Annotated in this window: 20 protein-coding genes; 1 reads left to right on the top strand and 19 read right to left on the bottom strand. The window is 57.3% G+C overall.

The features are described 5' to 3' along the window. Positions 1 to 155: 155 nt before the first annotated feature. The 4 genes from bioD to bioB form a co-directional block, all read right to left on the bottom strand. Positions 156 to 836: a dethiobiotin synthase gene (gene bioD / locus DCS96_RS02380; protein ID WP_116472753.1), complete on the bottom strand. Its 681-nt coding sequence runs from the start codon at positions 834 to 836 to the stop codon at positions 156 to 158. Continuing rightward, positions 829 to 1,590, bottom strand: a complete 762-nt coding sequence (gene bioC, locus DCS96_RS02375; protein ID WP_116474499.1) for a malonyl-ACP O-methyltransferase BioC — start codon at positions 1,588 to 1,590, stop codon at positions 829 to 831. Before bioC ends, bioD begins: the two co-directional genes overlap by 8 nt. An 8-nt stretch (positions 1,591 to 1,598) precedes the next feature. After that, positions 1,599 to 2,735 (bottom strand): 8-amino-7-oxononanoate synthase, encoded by a 1,137-nt coding sequence (gene bioF / locus DCS96_RS02370; RefSeq protein ID WP_116472752.1) that lies wholly within the window; start codon positions 2,733 to 2,735, stop codon positions 1,599 to 1,601. A 128-nt stretch (positions 2,736 to 2,863) separates the two neighbouring features. Continuing rightward, positions 2,864 to 3,895 carry a biotin synthase BioB gene (gene bioB, locus DCS96_RS02365; RefSeq protein ID WP_116472751.1) on the bottom strand — a complete coding sequence of 344 codons (1,032 nt, stop codon included), beginning with the start codon at positions 3,893 to 3,895 and terminating at the stop codon, positions 2,864 to 2,866. 108 nt (positions 3,896 to 4,003) lie between these two features. Between bioB and bioA the strand changes: the two genes are divergently transcribed. Then, positions 4,004 to 5,272 carry an adenosylmethionine--8-amino-7-oxononanoate transaminase gene (gene bioA / locus DCS96_RS02360; RefSeq protein WP_116472750.1) on the top strand — a complete coding sequence of 423 codons (1,269 nt, stop codon included), beginning with the start codon at positions 4,004 to 4,006 and terminating at the stop codon, positions 5,270 to 5,272. Positions 5,273 to 5,475: 203 nt separating this feature from the next. On the opposite strand, the gene DCS96_RS02355 is transcribed toward bioA, so the two are convergent. From DCS96_RS02355 to DCS96_RS02285, 15 genes are all read right to left on the bottom strand, one after another. Then, positions 5,476 to 6,423 (bottom strand): tetratricopeptide repeat protein, encoded by a 948-nt coding sequence (locus DCS96_RS02355; protein ID WP_116472749.1) that lies wholly within the window; start codon positions 6,421 to 6,423, stop codon positions 5,476 to 5,478. Between the two features lie 30 nt (positions 6,424 to 6,453). Beyond that, positions 6,454 to 7,392, bottom strand: a complete 939-nt coding sequence (locus DCS96_RS02350) for a type II secretion system F family protein (RefSeq protein ID WP_116472748.1) — start codon at positions 7,390 to 7,392, stop codon at positions 6,454 to 6,456. A 1-nt stretch (position 7,393) separates the two neighbouring features. Then, the gene (locus DCS96_RS02345; RefSeq protein WP_232818166.1) at positions 7,394 to 8,368 is read right to left on the bottom strand and encodes a type II secretion system F family protein; all 975 of its coding nucleotides are present in this window, start codon (positions 8,366 to 8,368) and stop codon (positions 7,394 to 7,396) included. 8 nt (positions 8,369 to 8,376) lie between these two features. After that, positions 8,377 to 9,684 (bottom strand): CpaF family protein, encoded by a 1,308-nt coding sequence (locus tag DCS96_RS02340; RefSeq protein WP_116472747.1) that lies wholly within the window; start codon positions 9,682 to 9,684, stop codon positions 8,377 to 8,379. A gap of 101 nt (positions 9,685 to 9,785) precedes the next feature. Continuing rightward, entirely contained in the window at positions 9,786 to 11,000 is a 1,215-nt protein-coding gene (locus DCS96_RS02335; RefSeq protein WP_116472746.1) for an AAA family ATPase, read from the bottom strand. Between the two features lie 3 nt (positions 11,001 to 11,003). Next, entirely contained in the window at positions 11,004 to 11,498 is a 495-nt protein-coding gene (locus DCS96_RS02330) for a TadE/TadG family type IV pilus assembly protein (protein WP_116472745.1), read from the bottom strand. Continuing rightward, positions 11,495 to 11,944, bottom strand: a complete 450-nt coding sequence (locus tag DCS96_RS02325) for a TadE/TadG family type IV pilus assembly protein (protein ID WP_116472744.1) — start codon at positions 11,942 to 11,944, stop codon at positions 11,495 to 11,497. The genes DCS96_RS02330 and DCS96_RS02325 overlap by 4 nt, the downstream gene beginning before the upstream one ends. Continuing rightward, positions 11,944 to 13,266, bottom strand: coding sequence for a pilus assembly protein TadG-related protein (locus DCS96_RS02320; RefSeq protein WP_157953555.1), 1,323 nt, complete (start codon positions 13,264 to 13,266; stop codon positions 11,944 to 11,946). Before DCS96_RS02320 ends, DCS96_RS02325 begins: the two co-directional genes overlap by 1 nt. Positions 13,267 to 13,281: 15 nt before the next feature. After that, on the bottom strand, positions 13,282 to 13,551 hold the full coding sequence (locus tag DCS96_RS02315; RefSeq protein WP_116472742.1) for an addiction module component: 270 nt from the start codon (positions 13,549 to 13,551) through the stop codon (positions 13,282 to 13,284). A gap of 9 nt (positions 13,552 to 13,560) precedes the next feature. Continuing rightward, entirely contained in the window at positions 13,561 to 14,982 is a 1,422-nt protein-coding gene (locus DCS96_RS02310) for a type II and III secretion system protein family protein (RefSeq protein WP_116472741.1), read from the bottom strand. 16 nt (positions 14,983 to 14,998) lie between these two features. Next, entirely contained in the window at positions 14,999 to 15,787 is a 789-nt protein-coding gene (gene cpaB, locus DCS96_RS02305; protein WP_116472740.1) for a Flp pilus assembly protein CpaB, read from the bottom strand. A gap of 51 nt (positions 15,788 to 15,838) precedes the next feature. After that, positions 15,839 to 17,074: a P-loop NTPase family protein gene (locus DCS96_RS02300; RefSeq protein WP_116472739.1), complete on the bottom strand. Its 1,236-nt coding sequence runs from the start codon at positions 17,072 to 17,074 to the stop codon at positions 15,839 to 15,841. Positions 17,075 to 17,083: 9 nt separating this feature from the next. Beyond that, positions 17,084 to 17,599: an A24 family peptidase gene (locus DCS96_RS02295; protein ID WP_116472738.1), complete on the bottom strand. Its 516-nt coding sequence runs from the start codon at positions 17,597 to 17,599 to the stop codon at positions 17,084 to 17,086. 84 nt (positions 17,600 to 17,683) lie between these two features. Further along, positions 17,684 to 17,896: a Flp family type IVb pilin gene (locus DCS96_RS02290; protein ID WP_116472737.1), complete on the bottom strand. Its 213-nt coding sequence runs from the start codon at positions 17,894 to 17,896 to the stop codon at positions 17,684 to 17,686. 804 nt (positions 17,897 to 18,700) lie between these two features. Further along, positions 18,701 to 20,020 (bottom strand): L,D-transpeptidase family protein, encoded by a 1,320-nt coding sequence (locus DCS96_RS02285; protein ID WP_116474497.1) that lies wholly within the window; start codon positions 20,018 to 20,020, stop codon positions 18,701 to 18,703. Between the last annotated feature and the right edge of the window lie 43 nt (positions 20,021 to 20,063).

The raw sequence follows: 20,063 nt of genomic DNA, 5'->3' as shown, positions 1-20,063 counted from the left end.
AAGGCACCTGTGGTTATCGCTGTGGTACAGAGCAGCCAGAAGGGGGGGAGCATAAGAGCCTCGCCCCCGGGGCGATAGTGGAAGCGGGTCTCGGGCGATGTACCCTGCCACTGATTATCGCGGCGGGGTCGCCCCTCCCACTGAGGTCGCCACTCCTACAACAACGCGGCGATATCGAGGAAACTCTCGGGGTAGTCAATTTCCTCTTCGCTGAGCCAGGGCAGCTCACCGAGGAAGGGGGCCGAGATCAGGTGTTTCAGGGTGTCGGCGTTTTCCTGAAAGTGCATCATGTCCGGATCGACCCGATTCAGTACCCAGCCGGCCAGTGACAGGCCGTCGCGGCGGATGGCTTCAATGGTCAGCAGGGCGTGGTTGATGCAGCCCAACTTGGCGCCCACCACCAGGATCACCGGCAGATGTTCCCGTTTGACCCAGTCCGAGAGGAAATGCTGCTCATCGAGCGGCAACCGCCAACCGCCCGCGCCCTCAACCAGAATCCAGTCGGCGGCGGTTTCCTTCAGCCGCGCCAGGCCCTGGCTGATGTGGCCGGTTTGTATGCTTTCATTGGCCAGCCGGGCGGCAATATGGGGGGCGATGGCCGGCGCAAAGGCATAGGGATTGACCATCGAATAAGGCAGCGGAATAGAGGCTTCCCGCTGCATGGCGTTGGCGTCGCTGTTGCGCAGCTCACCGCCCACCAGCTCACAACCGGAGGCCACCGGCTTGTAGCCCACCACCTTTTTGCCTACCTCTTTGGCGGCACGCATCAGTGCCGTGGTCACCAGGGTCTTGCCGACTTCGGTATCCGTGCCGGTCACAAAAAATGCCTTAGCCATATATTACTCCATACGCCAGTCGGTAACTGGCCACATATTGGCCAGCCGTGTTCTTAGGATAGGCAAGATTCAGTCGTTGCCAACCGGCCTTGCCCAGCAGGCCGGTACGGCGCTCGCCATTCACCTGGTTGGCGCCTATGCCCTTGAGATCCAGCAGCAAATCCTTTACCCGGGTATAGCTGAGCGGCACCTCGGCGACCGTCAGCCGGGCCTGCCGGCCGCAGTTATCAAGCAGCTCCTGCAGCCGCTCGCGGGTGGTGAAGCGGTTGATATGAGGATGATCATCGACCGCCCGCCAGGCCTGGGCCAGCTCCTGCAGGCTGCCGTCCAGCAAGGTCGAGAACACCAGTACGCCGCCGGGCTTGAGCCGCTCGCTCCAGCCCTGCAGCCAGGCGGCCGGATCGGCGCTCCATTGCAGACAGAGGTTGGCAAAGATCCAGTCCAGGCTGTTCGGCACCAGAGGGAGCGAATCCATATCGGCACATATGGGTACGATATCGGCCTTCTTTTGTGCCTGCTCAAGCATGTCAGCCGACAGATCCAGCGCCAGCAACTGCTCGACCTTGGGCCTCAGGATCGGCAGAAAAAAACCGCTGCCGCAACCCAGATCCAACCCGCACTGCTGCCGGGCTTGGGGCAGCAGTGCCAGCAGCGCCTCGCCGCTGACGCGTTGCAGGCCATTATGCTGCTCATAGCTGCGCGCGGCCCGCCCGAAGGCGGCGGCCACCCGGGCCTTGTCTATCACTTGTTCCATTCCGGCGGTCATAGGCTGGCCTGCAAGGCGGACACCAGGGTATCGATGTCGGCGCGCTGATGGGCGGCACTTAAGGTTATGCGCAGTCGGGCCGAGCCTTGGGGCACGGTTGGTGGCCGTATCGCACCGACCCAGATCCCGAGGGCTTTCAGCCTGTCCGCAAGTGCCAGGGTGCGGTTTTCTTCACCGATCACCAACGGCTGGATGGCGGTGATCGAGGGCAACAGTTCGCAGGGCAGGGAGGCCACTCCCTGGCGGAAGCACTCGACCAATTCGGCCAGGTGGGCCCGCTTGTCGTCGGCATGGCGGGCCAGCCGCACCGCCGCCAGTATGGCTGCCGCCTGAGGGGGCGGCAGGTGGGTGCTGTAGACATAGCTGCGGCCGTAATTTTGCAGATAGTCGATCAAGGCCCGGCTGCCGCCAACAAAGGCTCCGCTAACCCCCAGGGCCTTGCCGAAGGTACCCATCATGATCTGCACCTGGCTCGCCTCGAGACCCAAGTGGCTGAGGGTGCCCCGCCCCTCCCGACCCAATACGCCCAGACCGTGGGCGTCATCGATCATCAACCAGTTTTGACTCTGCTCGGCAAGGGCAACCAACTCGGGCCAGTTGCCCAGATCACCGTCCATGCTGAACACTCCTTCGGAAATAATCAGCCCGGACTGCGGCTTAAGCCTGGCGGTAAGGGACGCCATATCGTTATGCGCAAAACGCTGCATCCGGGCCGGGCTGAGCAGACCAGCCTCCTGTAGGGAGGCATGATTGAGCTTGTCTTGCCAGCACAGATGCTCCCTGGTAAGCAGGGCCTTGATAACGGCCTGGTTGGCCGAAAACCCCGAGCTGAACAACAGCACGGCTTCCAGCCCCAGCCAGTCGGCCAGCTCGGCTTCCAATGCACGGTGAATCGCGTGATGGCCCACCACCAGGGGAGACGCAACCGCGCCCACGCCATATTCCCGGGCCGCATCATCGGCAGCCAGACGCAGTTCGGGCGCCTGACTCAGGCCCAGGTAATCGTTGCCGGCGAAGTTGAGATATGCCCCTTGGTCGGCATACAGCAGGCGCCCGGCCACCTTGTCAACAGTGGCCAGCCGGCGCTTCAGTCCCGCCGCCTCACGGTTGGCCAAACTCAGGTTAAAAGGCATGTTTTCCTCAAGCTATAAGCTGGAAGCAGCCAAGAGCCGTATGTATGTCATGTGAGCACTGCAGGCCAGTTGCTGCCTGCAGATTAAAAACCGTCATTTCACACAACGCCGAACAGCTTCCAACTTTTTCAGACTTCGTAATACAGAGGCTTGGGCTCATTATGAGCGGCAATCTGTTCGTGCAGCTCAATTTCGGCCATCTGGTCCGGCTTCTGGCTGGCACCGCTCGGTCGCACACCCAACCGCTTGAACAGCTGCATATCGCTGTTTTCATCCGGATTGGGGGTGGTCAACAGCTTGCAGCCGTAGAAGATGGAGTTAGCGCCGGCCATAAAACACAGGGCCTGCATCTGATCGTTCATCTTTTCCCGCCCGGCTGACAGACGCACATGGCTCTGGGGCATCAGGATACGAGCTACGGCGATGGTGCGGATAAAGTCGAATTCATCGAGATCTTCCTGGTTTTCCATCGGAGTGCCCTTCACCTTCACCAGCATGTTGATGGGCACGCTCTCGGGCTGACGTGGCAGGTTGGCCAGCGCCAGCAGCAGGCCGGCCCTGTCTTCCGGGCTTTCGCCCAGACCCACAATGCCGCCGGAGCAGACTTTCATGCCGGAGTTACGCACGTTTTCCAGGGTGTTCAGACGATCCGCATAGGTGCGGGTGGTGATGATGTCGCCGTAATATTCCGGGCTGGTGTCCAGGTTGTGGTTGTAGTAATCCAGTCCCGCGTCGGCCAGGCGATCGGCCTGCTCGCCCGACAGCATCCCCAGGGTCATGCAGGTTTCCATACCCAAGGATTTGACCTCTTCCACCATCTTGACCAGATAGGGCATGTCCCGCTCCTTGGGGTTTCGCCAGGCCGCGCCCATGCAGAATCGGCTGGAGCCATTGGCCTTGGCTTCCCGCGCCCGCTCCAGCACCTTTTCCATTTCCATCAACCGCTCGGTTTCCAGGCCCGTGTTGTAGCGGGCGCTCTGAGGGCAATATTTGCAGTCTTCCGGGCAAGCGCCGGTCTTGATCGACAGCAGGGTGCTGACCTGCACTTCGTTGGCATCGAAGTTGGCCCTGTGCACCTGCTGGGCTTCAAACAGCAAATCGAAGAAGGGGCGTTCAAATAAGGCGAGTACCTGCTCGCGGGTCCAGTGTTGGCGGCTCATGGTGTCCCCAATGTCCTTAAAATGAAGAGGTGTTTTGCTTGGCTAGTGTAAGGACGGGCGTTATCCTGTCAACAACAAAAAATATCAACGGTTTACATCTGACTAAAAATGAATCAACTAAACGCGCAATTTGATCTCGACCACCTCTGGCACCCCTATACCTCCCTCACCAAGCCCCTGCCCTGCTACCCGGTTGAGCGGGCCGATGGAGTCTATCTGCAACTGGAGGACGGCCGCCGCCTGGTCGACGGCATGTCATCCTGGTGGGCCTGCCTGCACGGCTATAACGTGCCCGAACTGAACCGGGCAGCCGGCGAACAGCTGGGCAAAATGTCTCATGTGATGTTCGGCGGCCTGACCCATGCTCCCGCGGTTGAACTGTGCCAGGCGCTGGCCGGGGTGCTGCCGGCAGGACTGGATCGTTTCTTCCTGGCGGACTCGGGCTCGGTATCGGTAGAGGTGTCGCTGAAGATGGCCATCCAGTACTGGCACGGCCGGGGCCAGCCCAAGACCCGTTTCGCCTCCCTGAGCCGGGGCTATCACGGCGATACCTTCGGCGCCATGAGCGTATGTGATCCTAACGGCGGCATGCACAGCCTGTACAAGGGCTTTTTACCCGAGCATCTCTTTGTGCCCGCTCCCCAAAGCCCGTTTGAAGGCCCCTTCGATGCCACCGAGCTGAACGCACTGGAAACCGTGCTGGCCGAACATCATCACGAGCTGGCGGCGCTGATCCTGGAGCCTATTGTGCAAGGCGCCGGCGGCATGCGCCTTTATCATCCCGACTACCTTAAAGGGGCCCGGGCGCTGTGCGATAAATATGATGTGCTGTTGATTGCCGATGAGATCGCCACCGGCTTCGGCCGTACCGGCAAGCTGTTCGCCTGTGAATGGGCCGGCATCAGTCCGGATATCATCTGTATCGGCAAGGCGCTGACCGGCGGCTACATGACCATGGCAGCCACCATCACCAGCCGTAAGGTGGCCGATACCATCTGTAACGGCCCTGCCGGCGTACTGATGCACGGCCCCACCTTTATGGCCAATCCGCTGGCCTGTGCCGTGGCCAAGGCCAGCCTGGAACTGTTATTGGCCTCTCCCTGGCAGCAGCGGATCGCCGCCATCGAAGCTCAGCTTAAACGAGAGCTGGCTCCGGCCCGTGATCTGCCAAGGGTAAACGATGTGCGGGTGCTGGGCGCCATCGGGGTGATTGAGCTGCACGAGCCACTCGATGTCGCCGAGGTACAGAAACGGCTGGTGGAGCTGGGGGTGTGGATCCGCCCGTTCGGCAAGCTGCTGTATATCATGCCCCCCTATATCATCCAGCCCGACGAGCTGAGCAAGCTGACCCGTGCCATGTGTCAGGTGGTGGGATAATGGGCTCGACGCCCTTTGTAGGGCGGCGATGCCTGGCGGCCCTATCGCCGCGGGGTCACGCCTCCCACAAGGCCGGCAGGCAGATGAAATGTCAGATGGCCTGGCGGCCCTATCGCTGCGGAGTCGCGCCTCCCACCAGGCCGGCAGGCAGATGAAAAGCCCGATGGCCTGGCGGCCCTATCGCTGCGGGGTCGCGCCTCCCATTACCGCTTGCTGATCTCAGACATGGTCTTTGCCTGCTCCAGGTTTTCTACCGCCCTGGGATAATAGCTGGGCGAAGAATCGATGGCGCGCTGGAACAGGCCGCTGGCCAGGGTATATTCCCCCTCCATCATGGCAATATAGCCCATATCATTGAGCGCCTCGGCCTGGGTCATAACCTTGCGCAGGGCCTGCAGTGCCTCCTGCTGACGGCCCCACCTGAAATACAACAGCCCCAGGTTGCTCCAGGCCCGCTGATAGTCGGGTTGTTGATTCACCGCCCGGGTAAGGGCCCGCTCTGCCTGGGGGTATTCACCGTCCAGGTAATAGGAAAACCCCAGATTGCTGTAGACCATGGCCGAGCCGGGGGCTATGGTCAGGGCGCACTGATAAAAGTGCCGGGCCTCGCTGCCTTTTTCGATAATGTCCGCCAGCAGGCCCAGGGCATTGTAACTGCGCCAGGGAGACTGGGCATCAGTCACACAATGGGCAGGGTTGACAGCGGCATTCTGACCAAGACGGAGCCTGTCCGCCGCCACTATCTCGTTAAAGATCTGCTCGGCTTCATCATGGCGTTTCATATCCACCAGCAGCAGCCCCAGTGCCTCGCGCACATCCTGACGTTTCGGGTTGTGACTCAGGGCCTGGCGATAAGTCTGCTCGGCCTTACCGTTGTTGTTGCGCTGCCGCTCAAGACCGGCAATGCTCAGGTAAATATCACTCTTGTCAAACTCGGTGAAGGCCAGCGCCTGATTATAGGCATAGATGATGGAATCCGGGTTGCCCGAGGTCTGGGCCTGAGAGATCAGCATCCGCGCCTCATCGGCATTGGTGGCCCGGATTATCCCTGCCCCCGGGGTCTTGCCGCCGGCCATATCGCCGTCCTGAGAAGAGCTGGCGGCACAACCGGTCAACAGCAGTATCATTAGCGCAATGGTTGTTTTTTTCATTGTTTATCCTCAAGACAGCCTTGGCTGTGGTTAACCCCCAAACACCCTGAATACCTTGATCAGTGCCGGCCCGACCGCAACGATAAAGAAGGACGGCCAGATCAGGGTAACCAGGGGGAAAATCAACTTGGTGCCGATCTTGGCAGCCAGCTCCTCCGCCTCCTGTTTGCGCTTGATGCGATACTCGTCGGCAAACACCCTCAGGGTTTCGGCAATACTGGTCCCCAGCTGAATACTCTGGTTGATGGCCACATTCAGGCTGCGGAAGTCTTCCAGGCCGGTGCGCAAAATAAATTCATCAAACGCCTGCTGCATGCTCAGGCCAGCCCTGAGCTTGGCGGAAACCAGGGTCAGCTCCTCAGAGAGCGACTCATGGCTTAGATTGATTTCCTGGGCCACCCGTTGCAATGCCGCCTTGAACCCCATACCCGCCTCGGTGCAGACCACCAGCAAATCGAGCGCGTCCGGCATGGCCATCTTCATCTTGTTCATACGATTATTGGCCAGCCGCTCAACCACGAATACGGGCAATACATAGGCGATGTAGCCGATTGCCACCATCAGCAATAACACAAACTTGAATTGCAGGGTGCTCAGGCGGGTCAGAAACAAGAAGCTGCCAACCAGGGCCGCGATAACCACCAGCAGACGGATGCCGGTAAAAACATGGTAGGCGGTTTCCTTCTGAAACCCCGCATGTACCAACAGGGTGCGGATGCGATGGCCACTGAACGCCCCCTTGTTATTGTGCTTGGCCACCACCAGCCGTTGCTCCAGGGTATTCTGGTCGGCCTCGGCCTCCTGTATACCTTTGAGCTGTTTGCGATAAGGGTTACGCACCCCACCGGCCACCAGGGTCAGCCCCCAGAACAGGGTGATGGCCGACAGGCCCACCACCCCTATCAAGAGCCACTGCCGCATCTGCGGGTCGGCAAGGCTTGCCTCGAACATTTCCATCAAGCCGTTCATATCACACCTCTATCTTGATGATTTTGCTTATCCACCAGGTACCCAGCACCATGCCCACCGCGCCGTAGATAAGCAGCTTATGGCCTTCCTCGGTGCCGAACAGCTCGGCCACATAGCTGGGCGTGGTCAGGTAGATCAGAGCGAACAGCGCAAAGGGGGTCAGCACCAACACCCAGGCGGACATACGCCCCTCCGCCGACAGGGTCCTGAGCTGGCGATTGAACTTGAAACGATCACGGATGATGCGCGACAGCTTGTCGATATTCTCCACCAGGTTACCGCCGGTTTCCCGCTGCACCTGCACCGCGCTTATCAGCGCCATATTGGAGACGCTGGGCACCCGCTCCAGCAGGCTGGTCATCGCCTTGCGTACATCCTTGCGATAGTTGATATCCGCAAACACCAGGGCAAATTCCCGGCCGATGGGGTTGGGCATCTGCTCGCTGATAAGCTTGATGGTGTCGGCAAAGGAATAGCCCGCCTGCAGGCCCCGCTTCATCACGTCCAGCGCCTCGGGCAGCTGCTGCTCGTAGAGAGACAACCGCTGATAATAATCACGCCGCAGCTTGAAGTGGGTAACTAAGCCGGGCAATAGCAGCAGCATCAGGCTGAGTACCCAATTATGCCAGAGCAGCCAGCTGCCCAGGGTCAATGCCAGGGTAACCAGGCCGACCAGAAATACCAGCTGGTGCGCGTATAGCCTGGAGCCGGCCAGTTCGAGGGCAAAGGCCACCCGTTCCATGACGGGCAGGGTTTCTATCTGCCGCATCAGCGGCGACAGCGCATCCAGCTTCTTGGTACGAAAAATGGACGCCTGCCCCTGTTCCCGGCTTTCGTCCGCCAGGGCCTTGACCCGTCGTTTGAGCAGGGCAGAACGATTCAGCCGGGGATGGGTGACCGGAACAAACAGTGCCAGGCTCAGGGTCACCGCCGCCAGTCCGACCAGGGCGAGAAAAATAAGGGTATTGATGGACATATGGCCTCCTAGAGGATACCGCTGTGCAGATCATCGCCGCCGAACAGGCTACGAGGCAGCACCATGCCACGGCGGGCCAGGCGGTCATAGAAATTGGGCATGACCCCGGTGGGCCTGTGCCTGCCCAGTACATTGCCCTCACTATCGACACCGGTACGCTCGAAGGTAAAGATTTCCGACATGGTGATGGTCTCACCTTCCATGCCATGCACCTCCTGCATGCTGACCAGCCGCCGGCGACCGTCCTCCTGTCGTTCCAGCTGAATGATCAAATCCAGTGCCGAGGCCACCTGGGAGCGAATATTTTTTATCGGAATATCAAAGCCGGTCATGGCCACCATGTTCTCCAGCCGGCCCAGGGCATCCCGGGGCGTATTGGCATGGATGGTAGTCAGCGAGCCTTCGTGGCCGGTGTTCATGGCGGTCAGCATGTCGAAGGCCTCGGCGCCCCTGACCTCCCCGACCACGATGCGGTCAGGACGCATCCGCAGGGTGTTTTTCACCAGATCCCGTTGGCTGATCTCTCCCCTGCCTTCTATGTTGGCGGGCCGGCTTTCCAGCTGAACCACATGAGGCTGCTGCAGTTGCAGTTCGGCGGAATCTTCTATAGTGATGATGCGCTGGTTGGCGGGAATAAAACCCGAGAGTATATTCAGGAAGGTGGTCTTACCCGTGCCGGTACCGCCGGAGATCAGTATATTGAGCTTGCCCTTGACCACCGCCTCCATCACCTCGGCGATAGCCGGAGTAATGGTGCCGAAGTCGATCAGGGTGTCGATGGCCAGTTTTTCCACGGTAAAGCGCCGGATGGAGACGGTCGGTCCATTCAGGGCCAACGGCGGGATAATGGCATTGACTCGGGAGCCGTCCTTCAAGCGGGCATCCACCATGGGTGACAGTTCATCTATGCGCCGGCCCACACTGGATACGATCCGCTCTATGGTACCCATCAGGTGGCTGTCGTCCCGAAAGGTAAGCGGCACCTTCTCTATTCGCCCCCGTCGCTCTATATAAATACTGTTGCAACCATTGACCATGATATCGGCCACGCTCGGATCGGCCAGCAGCGGCTCCAATGGCCCATGACCCAGCACTTCATCAAGGATCTGCCGGATAATTTTCTGGCGGGATTCCAGCGAAAGCGGCGTCGGCGAGTCCTGCATCAACTGCAGACACAAACGCTCGATCTGCTCACCTGCCTCGGCATTGGATACGGTCTGCAACATGGGCAGGTCCAGCATATCCATCAACTTGTTGTGCAGCCGCTGTTTGTGAGTCTCTTCTTCTTGGCTGAGAATATAGTCTTCCAGGTTCATCCTTGACCCCCTTGGTGATGGTAGATATCCATCACTATCATTATTTTTCAGAGCCTGAGTCTCCAGGCCGCAGATCGTGCCCTCGGGCCGATATATTTCCTTTATGAATGCCTGCCCAGCAACCTTTTAAATAGTCCCGGTTTATTTGCTTCCTGTGCCCCTGGCTTGGCAAGCAGGCTGGTTGTAATGCTCTCGAACATGGCCACCAGCTTGTGATTGCTTTTCACCTCAACCACCAGCTGACCCAGATCGGTACAGGTTTCGGCCAGGGCGAAATCATTGGCAAGTGTTACTATCTGCTTGATCTCGGTGGCTTTTTCTATTTCCTTTATGGACACGTCTTTTTTCTTGTCATAACGGTTGATCAACAGGATGATCTTGTTCTTGCCAATCCCCAGCTCGTGCCTGAGCTGTTTAAGCAGATAGATGGTCTCCCGCAGACCCGACAGACTCTGCTGCATCACCACCAGCACATGCTCGGCGCTTTCCAGTATCGGCAGGTTCCAGCTTTCGGGCCCTCGCGACATATCTACCAGCACAAGGCCATACTGACTGCGCACCAGATGCAGCAGCTGGGCACACTGCTTGGCAGAGACCGGCCGTTCTTCACTCAAGGGTACTGAGCTGGAAGGCAGTACATCCAGCTGTTCTCTCGCCTGACTGACCATACCCGCCAGCGCCATGCTGTCCAGCTCGGTCGCCCGGGCCATGGCGTCTGCCAGGCTGCCCTGTTTATCCTTGATATTGAGGTAGTCGGTTAACGAGCCATATTGCAAATTGGCATCCAGCAGCGCCACCTTGCGTTGCTTGCTCAAGGCATGGCCCAGGTTGGCGCAGATAAAACTGACCCCCGAGCCGGACTTGCCATTGACCACCACAGTCACCGGCGCCAGCTCGGCACTGGCGTTCAACTGCGTGGCAATACGGCCCAGGGCCGACCACAGCTCACTCGGATCGCAGTCGTAGGGCAGGAAATCCACCGCCCCTATGCGCATGGCGCGACGCACCAGCTGGGTATTTTTGACATCACCCACGAAAATCAGCGGCCGTTTTCCCGGTACCTTGCGCTCCAGCTCTTCATATACCGGAGACATCAGCGGGTTATCAACCAGCAGCAGTACATGCCGCTCACTCTTGGGCAGGGGATCCTGCTCGTTTAGCCGCTTCAGCTGCAGCTGACTGGAATGCAGTCGCACCTTGAGCAAGGGCCAGAGCCGCCCCTCAGGATCCATTACATCCAGCTGCAAGGGGCAGGCAAGCACGGGAGCCGGATAAGTTGCTTCTCTTTCAAGTTCGACTATCTTGATATCTGTCATAAATCAGGCTCCTCCGGTGTCACATGAAATGTCTCCGGATTTGGTTACACCCAGGCTTTCTGCTCGTAAGGTACTGGCGAAATCCGGTGCCAACATGGACAAATCCACCGTTAACGGCAATATCATCTGGTATTGATAATTGACTATCAGGCTGCGTACATAACGGATACTGTTAAAATCCGCACCCGCCGGTGCGGCCAGGGCGTTACCCGTGGCATCGAGATATTCGAAAGCCAGGTTCGCCGGCACAAAGCCCGGCAAGGATCCCCCCAATTGTTGTGTAACCTGACCCGCCACCACGCCACTTTGTACATCATCAACCAGGCAGACCGTTGCCAGTCGGGCCGCACGGCGAGACACTTCATTGAGCACGCCCCAGGTATAAAGCAATCGGCCGGCTTCCATCACCGCGAACATGGTTAAAAATACCACGGCCCCCACTATGGCGAACTCCACGGTCGTGGTGCCTTTTTGCAACTTAAGGGGGCGATTATTCATAATAATGCCCTCATGGTCATGCTGGTTTCCAATGGGAAATTTAATGAAATGGTGTTCCCGAAAAAAGTATTAAATGTATCGCCAAACATCGGCTGCCAATCGTAACTGACATGGATTTGTACATAGGTCTCACCATCTATCAAAACTGGAGAAACATTGATGTCTTCGGCCTTCAGGCCTGGCAGGACGGTTTTGGTGCCGACGGTTTCCTGACCATAGAGGATCATGTTCCTGGTTTTGTCCTGTACCAGGCTGACATCAAAATTCCCCGGGTTAGGGCTGACGCTGGCAGTTCGTGCGCCTGCCCTGACCGCCTTGGTCAAGGTATTGTATTCATAGAGCAGGCGGCCAAACTCGCCAATGGCCATCATCAGCAGCAACATAACCGGCAGGACTATGGTCGCCTCAACGGCGGCCAGCCCTCTTTGACTGGATAAGCGCATCATTACGAATCGCCTCCCATTTCATTTTTATACAGAACCAACCGATAGGGGCCATTATTTAAATTACTGTTGCCCACGCCCTCGGCGGTACAGTTTTTAACAAACTCGGCAACTATAAACTGGTCGGTCCCCTTACCCGTCACCTCCTGAATCAGGTACATACAGGCGGTGCCCATGGAAGGGACTTTCGTTTTACCCTGGTTGATGCCACTGCAGTCACCAACCGGCACCTTGACCATGCGCCGTTTCGGCATGCAATGCTGGGTATTGGGTGCCGTTGAATAGTTGCTGTATTCATTCACATAGTCGGGATAGCTTTGCAGGTTGCTCAGCAGGGCAGCATCGTTCAACACTGTGCTGCCATCGGTGGATGAAAAGTCCGATGACTGGAACTTGATCGGGGTCAGATTAGGAACGGCACAATCCGCATAAAATGCATCAGAACCGGCGGAGGAAGGGGCATCCAGCGGTTCACTCATCGGGCTCTTGTACTTGCCAAAACGCGTATTCAAGCCTGACGTGGTGGGCCCTATCATGTTCCCGGTTTTTGTCGTTATCTCATCGCCTTTGGCAATGCAGGAAGCATCGGTCAGGGCACCCGCCAAACCATCCCGGTAACCATCTGCACCAGGCACCCCCAGATCCACCGCCAGGAAGTTCCCCGGCCCAACCGGTGTATTATTGGTTGGCACCTTGATGACCACCACATCCCCCCGTTCACTGTTACTGGAAGGGGTAAACCCATAATCATAATCATCGGGCAGGTAATCCGGATCCGGCGGGTTGGCATCGTTGACGCACATCATCAACGGAATAATCTGGCAAGGATCCTGGATAGTGGGACTGGCGCCGGCGACCGCCGAGGCCCCCACCTGCCAGACATCGATAAGCAACTGTGAAAAAAACTGATCCACCGGCACCGTGGGTAAGGTGACCCGGATATAGTGAGCGGCCGCATCATTGGTGGGCGTAAATTCAAATTTGTCTCCGGCCGCATTATATACAGTGTGGGAAAACTCAACCGTCACCGCCGCCGCCAGGTTGTCGGTATCGATATTAACCCTGCTGAATCCATCTCCGGATAAAATAGCAGCCAGCGTCGCCTCCACTGCCTGCCGGGCATCATCATGACTTCCGCCCTTGTCGAGTGTTTCGGCCCCGCTCAGCGCTGCCGAATCCACCGCATCCTGTATCCGGGTCTTGTTCAGCACCAGATAGCCGCCGTCGAGGGCCAGCGCGGTAAACGCCAGCAAGACGAAGAGCGCTACCGTCACCAGGACGAGCACGGCGCCGCTTTGCCTTGGGTGAGATAGCGTCCTGTTCATCTTCATCTCCTTGCGTTAATTACCAAAGTTAAGGGTGACCTGGGTCTTGCCCTCGGCCGGTGCCTCGGCCCCCTTCACGTATGTACCGTAGAGGGGTACGCCATAATTACCGTTCAGGGTCAGGGCGGCTATCTTGCCGTCGTTACGCGCAGGTGCATCCGGATCCATGATCTGCAGTTCATTGATTTCATCGACGGACTCGCCCATGGCGAAATCATAGTGCCGCTCGTTGGCACACCCCGCCAGCAGGCCGGCGGCAAGCAAAAGAGTCAGTGCGCTTTTCATAGTCGCCTCCTATAAGGACTGGCCATAGGTTTGTTCCATACCACCTTCCCCACTCACTGCGGGGTTGGTGCCGGTATTGGCAGGGGTTTGTTGCGCCATATTCGCGCTCGAGTCTTGCTGCTCCCGACTGCGTTCAGACATCTTCCCTAGCAGGTAAAATTCCATATCGGTCGGCTCGATAAAGCCGTCGGTGGGCAGGGTGACATGCTGCCTGTCGAAGGGGCGCACCAGGCGTGGGGTAACCATGATCACCAATTCGGTTTCTCCCTTGATATAGTCACGGCTGGTAAAGAGATTGCCCAATACCGGAATATCACCGGCAAAAGGCAGCTGGCTGACCGATTCACGGACATCTTCACTGAGCAGGCCGGCGATGCCGATGGTCTGGCCGTCTCCCAGCTCGACCGTGGTACTGGCACTGCGCTTGTTGAGGGCGGTGATATTGCCGAAGATGGGGATTTCGGTGGTGTTGGCGATGCTGGGTTCGCTAACGGCCACATTGAGGTTGAGGTTGATCTTGCCGCTGTTGAGTACCACAGGCGTGAACTTGAGCCCCACACCGAACTCCTTGAACTCCACTGCGATACCATCTTCATTCGGTACCGGCACCGGGAACTCGCCACCGGACAGGAATTCCGCCGACTGACCGCTGATGGCGGTGATCCTGGGCTCGGCCAGCACCCGGGCCAGGCCGCGGGTCTTGGCCAGATCCAGCGCCACATTAAACACCGTATCGGCACTGGCGAAGCTGCCCACTAGGGTGTTGGTGCCATTAATGGCCAGCGCAGGCACGCTATCGCGCAGCAGATCGAAGCTCCAGTTGCCGGATGGCTCGCTCAGTGCAAAGGCGGAGTCCCAGTTGCGGGCGGTGTCCCGTGCTACCTCGGCGACGGTGACCTCCAGCATCACCTGCTGTCCCCCGCCGACGCTCATCATGTTGAGCACCTCGGAGCGGGCCACGCCCCCTTCTGCGGCCACCACATAACCCCGAGCCAGTTCATAGGCGGAATTGAGCTTGTCGAGATCCGATACTTCGCCGCTGACCACCAGCTGTCCCTGGGAGGTATGCACCTGGATCGGCTCGGAGGGTAAAAAACGATAGAGCCGCTCTTTCAGTCCCTGCAGATCATGGCTGACCTCGATATCCATCACATCCATCAGCTGGTCGTTCAGATCCCAGACCATCAGGTTGGTATGGCCCAACGACTTGCCGACCAGGTACAGCTCCTTGTCTTGCAGCACCAGCACATCGGCAATGGCCGGGTTGGCTACCGACACCCGGCTGGCGGGCCTGTCCAGCATCAATGAGCGGGATTTGTGAATGGGCAGGAGCACCTCATTGCCTGGTTGCTGCAGGCTGCCCCCCGCCTGACCGGCCAGTGGCACGGCCAGCAGCATCAGCCCCATCAATCCTGAGCGCAGAATATTCATAATCACCTCCGTGTGATCAGCTTTTTATTGGTACTTGTTGTTGGCTGGTGCCCTTGATGAGATCCACCGAAGACTGACGCGGCCTGGCCCTGGGTTTGGGTTCAGCTTCTCCCTCCGGACTGCTGGTTGTCACGGCAACCGTTGCCGGAGCCTCATGGTCCTGGGTATCGGCCGGGTTGCGCAGGGCCAGCTGAATGCGACCGTTGGAGCTGGCATTGACCAGTTTCTCGGCCTGCTCCGGGTCGACCTCCAGAGTGACTGCTCGCACCAGCTTGGGCCGGTTTTCATCGGTATGCTGAGTCTGATCCACCGCCAGTACCTTGAGGTTTTTCAGTACCGTCCGGGTCATGTTGTTATCGGTAAAAAGAATATCAACCCGGTTGCCCGGCAGCAGGAAGCCCGCCACCCCGATCACGTCGTTAACCCTTACTGTCACCGCCCGCATGCCCGGATCCAGCAACACCGACAATGTACTGCCCTCCCCCAGGGGAGCGAGTCGCTCCATGCGCAGCACATCGCCACGATACAGGTTGTTTTTGGCTACCATGCCCTGGGCCTGATCCAGGCTGGTCAGGGAGCCGGGAGATACCAGACGGGAGTCGATTTCCTTGAGCTGAAGGTGAAGGGGGTCGATTTGGGTGCCGGGCACCAGATCCACCGCCGCCACCACCACCTGGGTGGCGCCGACAGGGCCGGTTGTCACCTTGGCTGCGCTTTGCTCGGTCAGCCAATTGTTGGCCATCCAGGCTGCCCCAAGGCCAAAAATAATCGACAGCGCAAAGAGTAACAGGGTACGTGTTTTCATAACCTAATCCTTGGTTTGATTGTTATTGTAAATTCTGTATGGTCAGTATAGTCAGTGTACGCAATACATGTTCCAGGCCTGCCGTAAAATTTCCCGGGTTAGCGGCCGGTTGCCTTGGTTATTAAAATGCATGATATCCCGGGCAATACCCAATATATCCCTGGGATAACAGGCAATCAGCGGCTTGCCGCTTTTCATATGCAGCTCTTCAACCATAAAGCCGAATAACTGCTCGGCATCGATCAAGCGGTATTTTTCCAGATTGGCATGCCAGATCTTTTTATAAAGTTCCAAGGGCATGGCCTGCAGATGAATTTTATAGCCAAGGCGACGCAGGAATGCCTCGTCGGCGATAGACTCGGGATCCAGGTTGGTGGAAAACACCAGTATCTGTTCGAAGGGAATATCAAAGTGCAGCCCATTGGCCAGGGATAAAAAGTCTCGCCGTTCTTCCATCGGCACTATCCAGCGATTGAACAGTTCATCGGCGGCGAAGGCCTGCCGTCCCAGATCGTCTATCAACAAGACACCGTTATTGGCCTTTAATTGCAGGGGTGCGCTGTATTGCCGGGATTGCCGGTCGAAGCGTACCTCCAGCATATCCAGCTGCAGTTCACCGCCGGCCATCACCAGGGGACGGCGACAGGCGAGATAACGCCCGTCTATTTCCGGATCCTTGAGCTCGGTTCGCCAATGATACTGAGGATCAAATACCGGGATAATGGTGTTCTGTACCGCTATTGCATAGGGTACCAGTATGTTTTCTTCAAAAATATGGTTGAGCCGTCGGCATAGATAGGTTTTACCTGTGCCCGCATGGCCATAAATCAACAGGGGGCGTCGGGAGTTGAGCGCCGGACCCAGGGTACCGATTAATTCGTCGGAAACCACCAGATCATCCAGTGCCTCCAGCAAGCGCTCCCGGGTCACGCTACGTTCCCCCAGCGACTGGTTCATCACCAGCCGGCTGTATTCCTCCAGGGTGATCGGAGCCGGGCCTATGTAGCCATCCCGGGCGGACACCTCCTGGGCCTCGTACTGACCCTTGTTGGTCAGTGCATAGCGGATCGCGTCCTCCGCCCGCCCGGTGGCACGTACCTCCAGCAGCTGCAGGGATTTCAACTCCTGCAACAGGGGATCCACTATGCTGCCGCGCAGGCACAATTTGTTGGTGAGGGCCGCCAGGCTCTGGGGGCCGTCTTCCTGGATATGACGTAATATCAGCCGGTGCAGCAGTTCACGGGACAGACCGGTGTCGGCCAGGGTCTTGGGTTTGGGTAGCCACATAAGGGTCTCCTACACCAGGGTAAACAGATTGAAGTGGTTAAGCGCTACGGTAAGTAGCGCCCCCAGGCTCAAGGCCGGGCCATAAGGCACCTTGAGCCCGGCCATCTCGCCCTCCGCCGGCGCCAGGTATTTTTTGGTGCCCAAAATATAACCATAGCGCATAAAGGTCTGTTTGAAGCCATTCCAGCCTACTTTATAAAAAGCGAAAACCAGTACCAACGGCAGGCCGATCACCAGCCCATAGAGCAGGGCTTCGAGAAACAACTTCCAGCCGAGGAAGGCACCGATACCCAGCGCCAGCTTGACGTCACCACCGGCCAGCAGGCGAAAGAAAAACAGCGGAAACAACAGGATTAAGGCATAGACCAGTCCGGTCAGTGCAAACGGCCAGCCTTCTCCGAGAATGCCATGATAAATCAACGCCAGCAGGATAAAGGGCAGGGTCAGCCAGTTGGGGATCTTGTGGGTAGTCAGGTCCAGCCAGGAGGCGGCCAAGAGCAGGGAAAACAATGGTAGCTGTTCCATAGCGTCACCATAGTTTTAGGGTGAGATAATAGGGCAGACAAGCTGCCCTTATATAATTTTAAAATAATATAACGTATGCAATTATCAGCAACCCGTTGTATTAGCCATACTTGCACTAGTTTGACCATTATCTAAAACGGTACAAAGGCCGGTAATGGTTTCACCTACATTATCCCCCAAGTTAGTAAACGCAGTCACCACTGCCGCAGCTACCAAGGCACCGGCTACCGCATATTCCACCGTGGTCAGACCCTCTTCATCGTTCAGCAGGCGAAACATTTCTTTTACAATCAACATAATAATATCCTCGTTCCATCTTGGACTATTTTAACCGAATCAATTCGATTGATATTTGATTCATTTTTTATTGCTATCGGGTACATCCCGAATGAAACAGCCAACTCGGCTGATTAACACTCATATATCCGGCTTTCCTCCTGTCCGCTCGATTATATGGTTATCCTTAATCCGAGATTCCCCCGGGGCCCAATTTTTTTATTTGCTACACATTAGGTATAAACGCCAGCACCGCTTTGATCAACGACAACAACCGGTTTTATAGGCGCAGATTTTCGACAGATACGGCTTAAAACGGGCAAAATTCTTTCGAATTTATGTCTTATAAATAAGACATCAAAAATAAAACGGGAAGGAATTAACACCCCCATTTATATTTAATATTGGGTTGTTTTTAGCATGCCTCAGTTATTATCTGAAGCATCCCCCTTTATCGCCTCGAGATCCGGCCTCCTACAAAAACCGCCTCCCTGAGGAAGCGGCTCTCCCGCAACGATAAATCTGCCCACACGGCGGTATTATCAGCCCGGATTCAGTCTCATGACGGTTAGTTAAGAACAGGGAGTGCCGTCATTTTTTACAACCTGGCACAGGGTACTGATACTTTCCCCCACATTATTTCCCTGGTCCACAAAGGCACCTACCTGGGTGACCGACACCAGTGCCCCGGTACTGCCTATTCCACCGTGATCAGGCCATATTCATTAAGTAATAAACGCGCCAATTCTGTTGGTAACGTCCGTATCGATCCTGCTCGGTTGCAGCCTCAATAAGATATAGCTCCTCTATACATACAATTCAAAATCAAACACCGGCATTTTTTCGATAGATATCCGGCGAAAACACCAGCCTGTCTTCACCATTGACCCAGGTGGTGAAATACACCAGATATACGGGAAGATCGCCGTTGGCCGGCAGGATGCGGGTCTGTTTGTATTCGGGCACCCGCCAGCCCAGGCTTTCGGCCAGCCTCTCCGGCTCCGCCAGGCGGATGCAACCATGACTGAGTGCCCGACCAGTTTGACCGAACAGGCTCTTATCCGGAGTATCGTGCAGATACACATCAAAACGATTGGGCATTTCAAACTTGAGTCGGCCCAGGGCATTACCGGGCCCCGGTGCCTGCACCAGGCGAACCCCCTGCTGGCCGAGATCCGCGTGTGCCGGATTCACCTTCACCCAGCCTTCTCCCTGTGGAACGACAGCACTGAAGCCATTACGGGTTAAAAATCCTCTGTCCCGACGCTGGGCCGGCAGCAAGTCTTCCCGCACTATGTTGTCGGTGGGGGTCCAGTCGGGATTGACCTTGAGGGCATTGATTTTCGTCGCCAGCTCGGGGGTCGGCCAGTCCGGGCGACCGACGATCACCTTCATGCTCAGATCAGGCTGCCGACCGTTATATAGAGTGAGTCGGTAGGCAGGAATATTGACCAGCAGATAGCGGGCGGCAGGTTCAGGCGGCAACAGCAGCCAGCGACGCAGATTCTGCCTGATCTCGCCCCGGGCCATCGCCGGTGTACGACCTAAAATGGCCCGGGTTTCGTCATTCAGCCAGCCATTGTCTTGCAGATCATGGGCCTGCTGAACCTTAATCAGTACCTCGCTTAAGTTGCGATCCAACGCATCCGCCCTGCCCCTGGGCTTGGGCAGCCGATAGCCCAGCTCGACCAGCCGCTGGCGCAACGCAGGTATGGCCCTGTCCCGCTCACCGGGCCGCACCTCGGGCCCCGGCGGCAACCGGGTATAAGATCGGGCTTTATCCAAGGCAAGGTAATGCTGTTTCAGCTTTTGATAGCCTGGATAAGCGGGCACCTGCCGGGCCATATAACCGGCCAACTCACCATTGGCTCGCGCCCGATCAAAACCTGCCAGACTCCATTCGGCAGCCAGGGGCAGCTGGAAAAACTGCTGGCGCCTGCTAAGTACTTGCCGCCATTCCCGGGTTAGCCAGCGGTCTTTTTCTTCTATGCTGAGCACCGCAAATTCCGACGCCTCGGGCAACAGCAGCTGAGTCAGGGTTTGCCCGGCACGGTTGAGCTCGCCGTTATCATGCCATAACAGCGCTCCCCCGGCCCGGACCGGCAGACAAAGCAGGCCAAGCAATATGATAATCAAACGCAACATCATCTCCCCTCCCTGGGCATGGTGCTGGTGTAATTATGGTCGG

The sequence above is a fragment of the Zobellella maritima genome (assembly GCF_003075035.1).
Lineage (GTDB): Bacteria > Pseudomonadota > Gammaproteobacteria > Enterobacterales > Aeromonadaceae > Oceanimonas > Oceanimonas maritima.
The sequence above is the reverse complement of the archived record's forward strand: the minus strand, read 5'-3'. Positions and strand labels throughout refer to the sequence as shown.

Bases quoted from the DNA above. Each gene is read 5' to 3' on its own strand.
- DCS96_RS02330 (WP_116472745.1), bottom strand. From the start codon at position 11,498: ATGAATAATCGCCCCCTTAAGTTGCAAAAAGGCACCACGACCGTGGAG.
- DCS96_RS02300 (WP_116472739.1), bottom strand. From the start codon at position 17,074: ATGTGGCTACCCAAACCCAAGACCCTGGCCGACACCGGTCTGTCCCGT.
- DCS96_RS02320 (WP_157953555.1), bottom strand. From the start codon at position 13,266: ATGAACAGGACGCTATCTCACCCAAGGCAAAGCGGCGCCGTGCTCGTC.
- DCS96_RS02340 (WP_116472747.1), bottom strand. From the start codon at position 9,684: ATGAACCTGGAAGACTATATTCTCAGCCAAGAAGAAGAGACTCACAAA.
- bioD (WP_116472753.1), bottom strand. From the start codon at position 836: ATGGCTAAGGCATTTTTTGTGACCGGCACGGATACCGAAGTCGGCAAG.
- bioA (WP_116472750.1), top strand. From the start codon at position 4,004: ATGAATCAACTAAACGCGCAATTTGATCTCGACCACCTCTGGCACCCC.
- DCS96_RS02355 (WP_116472749.1), bottom strand. From the start codon at position 6,423: ATGAAAAAAACAACCATTGCGCTAATGATACTGCTGTTGACCGGTTGT.
- DCS96_RS02345 (WP_232818166.1), bottom strand. From the start codon at position 8,368: ATGTCCATCAATACCCTTATTTTTCTCGCCCTGGTCGGACTGGCGGCG.
- DCS96_RS02285 (WP_116474497.1), bottom strand. From the start codon at position 20,020: ATGTTGCGTTTGATTATCATATTGCTTGGCCTGCTTTGTCTGCCGGTC.
- DCS96_RS02290 (WP_116472737.1), bottom strand. From the start codon at position 17,896: ATGTTGATTGTAAAAGAAATGTTTCGCCTGCTGAACGATGAAGAGGGT.
- bioB (WP_116472751.1), bottom strand. From the start codon at position 3,895: ATGAGCCGCCAACACTGGACCCGCGAGCAGGTACTCGCCTTATTTGAA.
- bioF (WP_116472752.1), bottom strand. From the start codon at position 2,735: ATGCCTTTTAACCTGAGTTTGGCCAACCGTGAGGCGGCGGGACTGAAG.
- DCS96_RS02315 (WP_116472742.1), bottom strand. From the start codon at position 13,551: ATGAAAAGCGCACTGACTCTTTTGCTTGCCGCCGGCCTGCTGGCGGGG.
- DCS96_RS02295 (WP_116472738.1), bottom strand. From the start codon at position 17,599: ATGGAACAGCTACCATTGTTTTCCCTGCTCTTGGCCGCCTCCTGGCTG.
- DCS96_RS02335 (WP_116472746.1), bottom strand. From the start codon at position 11,000: ATGACAGATATCAAGATAGTCGAACTTGAAAGAGAAGCAACTTATCCG.
- cpaB (WP_116472740.1), bottom strand. From the start codon at position 15,787: ATGAAAACACGTACCCTGTTACTCTTTGCGCTGTCGATTATTTTTGGC.
- DCS96_RS02325 (WP_116472744.1), bottom strand. From the start codon at position 11,944: ATGATGCGCTTATCCAGTCAAAGAGGGCTGGCCGCCGTTGAGGCGACC.
- bioC (WP_116474499.1), bottom strand. From the start codon at position 1,590: ATGGAACAAGTGATAGACAAGGCCCGGGTGGCCGCCGCCTTCGGGCGG.
- DCS96_RS02310 (WP_116472741.1), bottom strand. From the start codon at position 14,982: ATGAATATTCTGCGCTCAGGATTGATGGGGCTGATGCTGCTGGCCGTG.
- DCS96_RS02350 (WP_116472748.1), bottom strand. From the start codon at position 7,392: ATGAACGGCTTGATGGAAATGTTCGAGGCAAGCCTTGCCGACCCGCAG.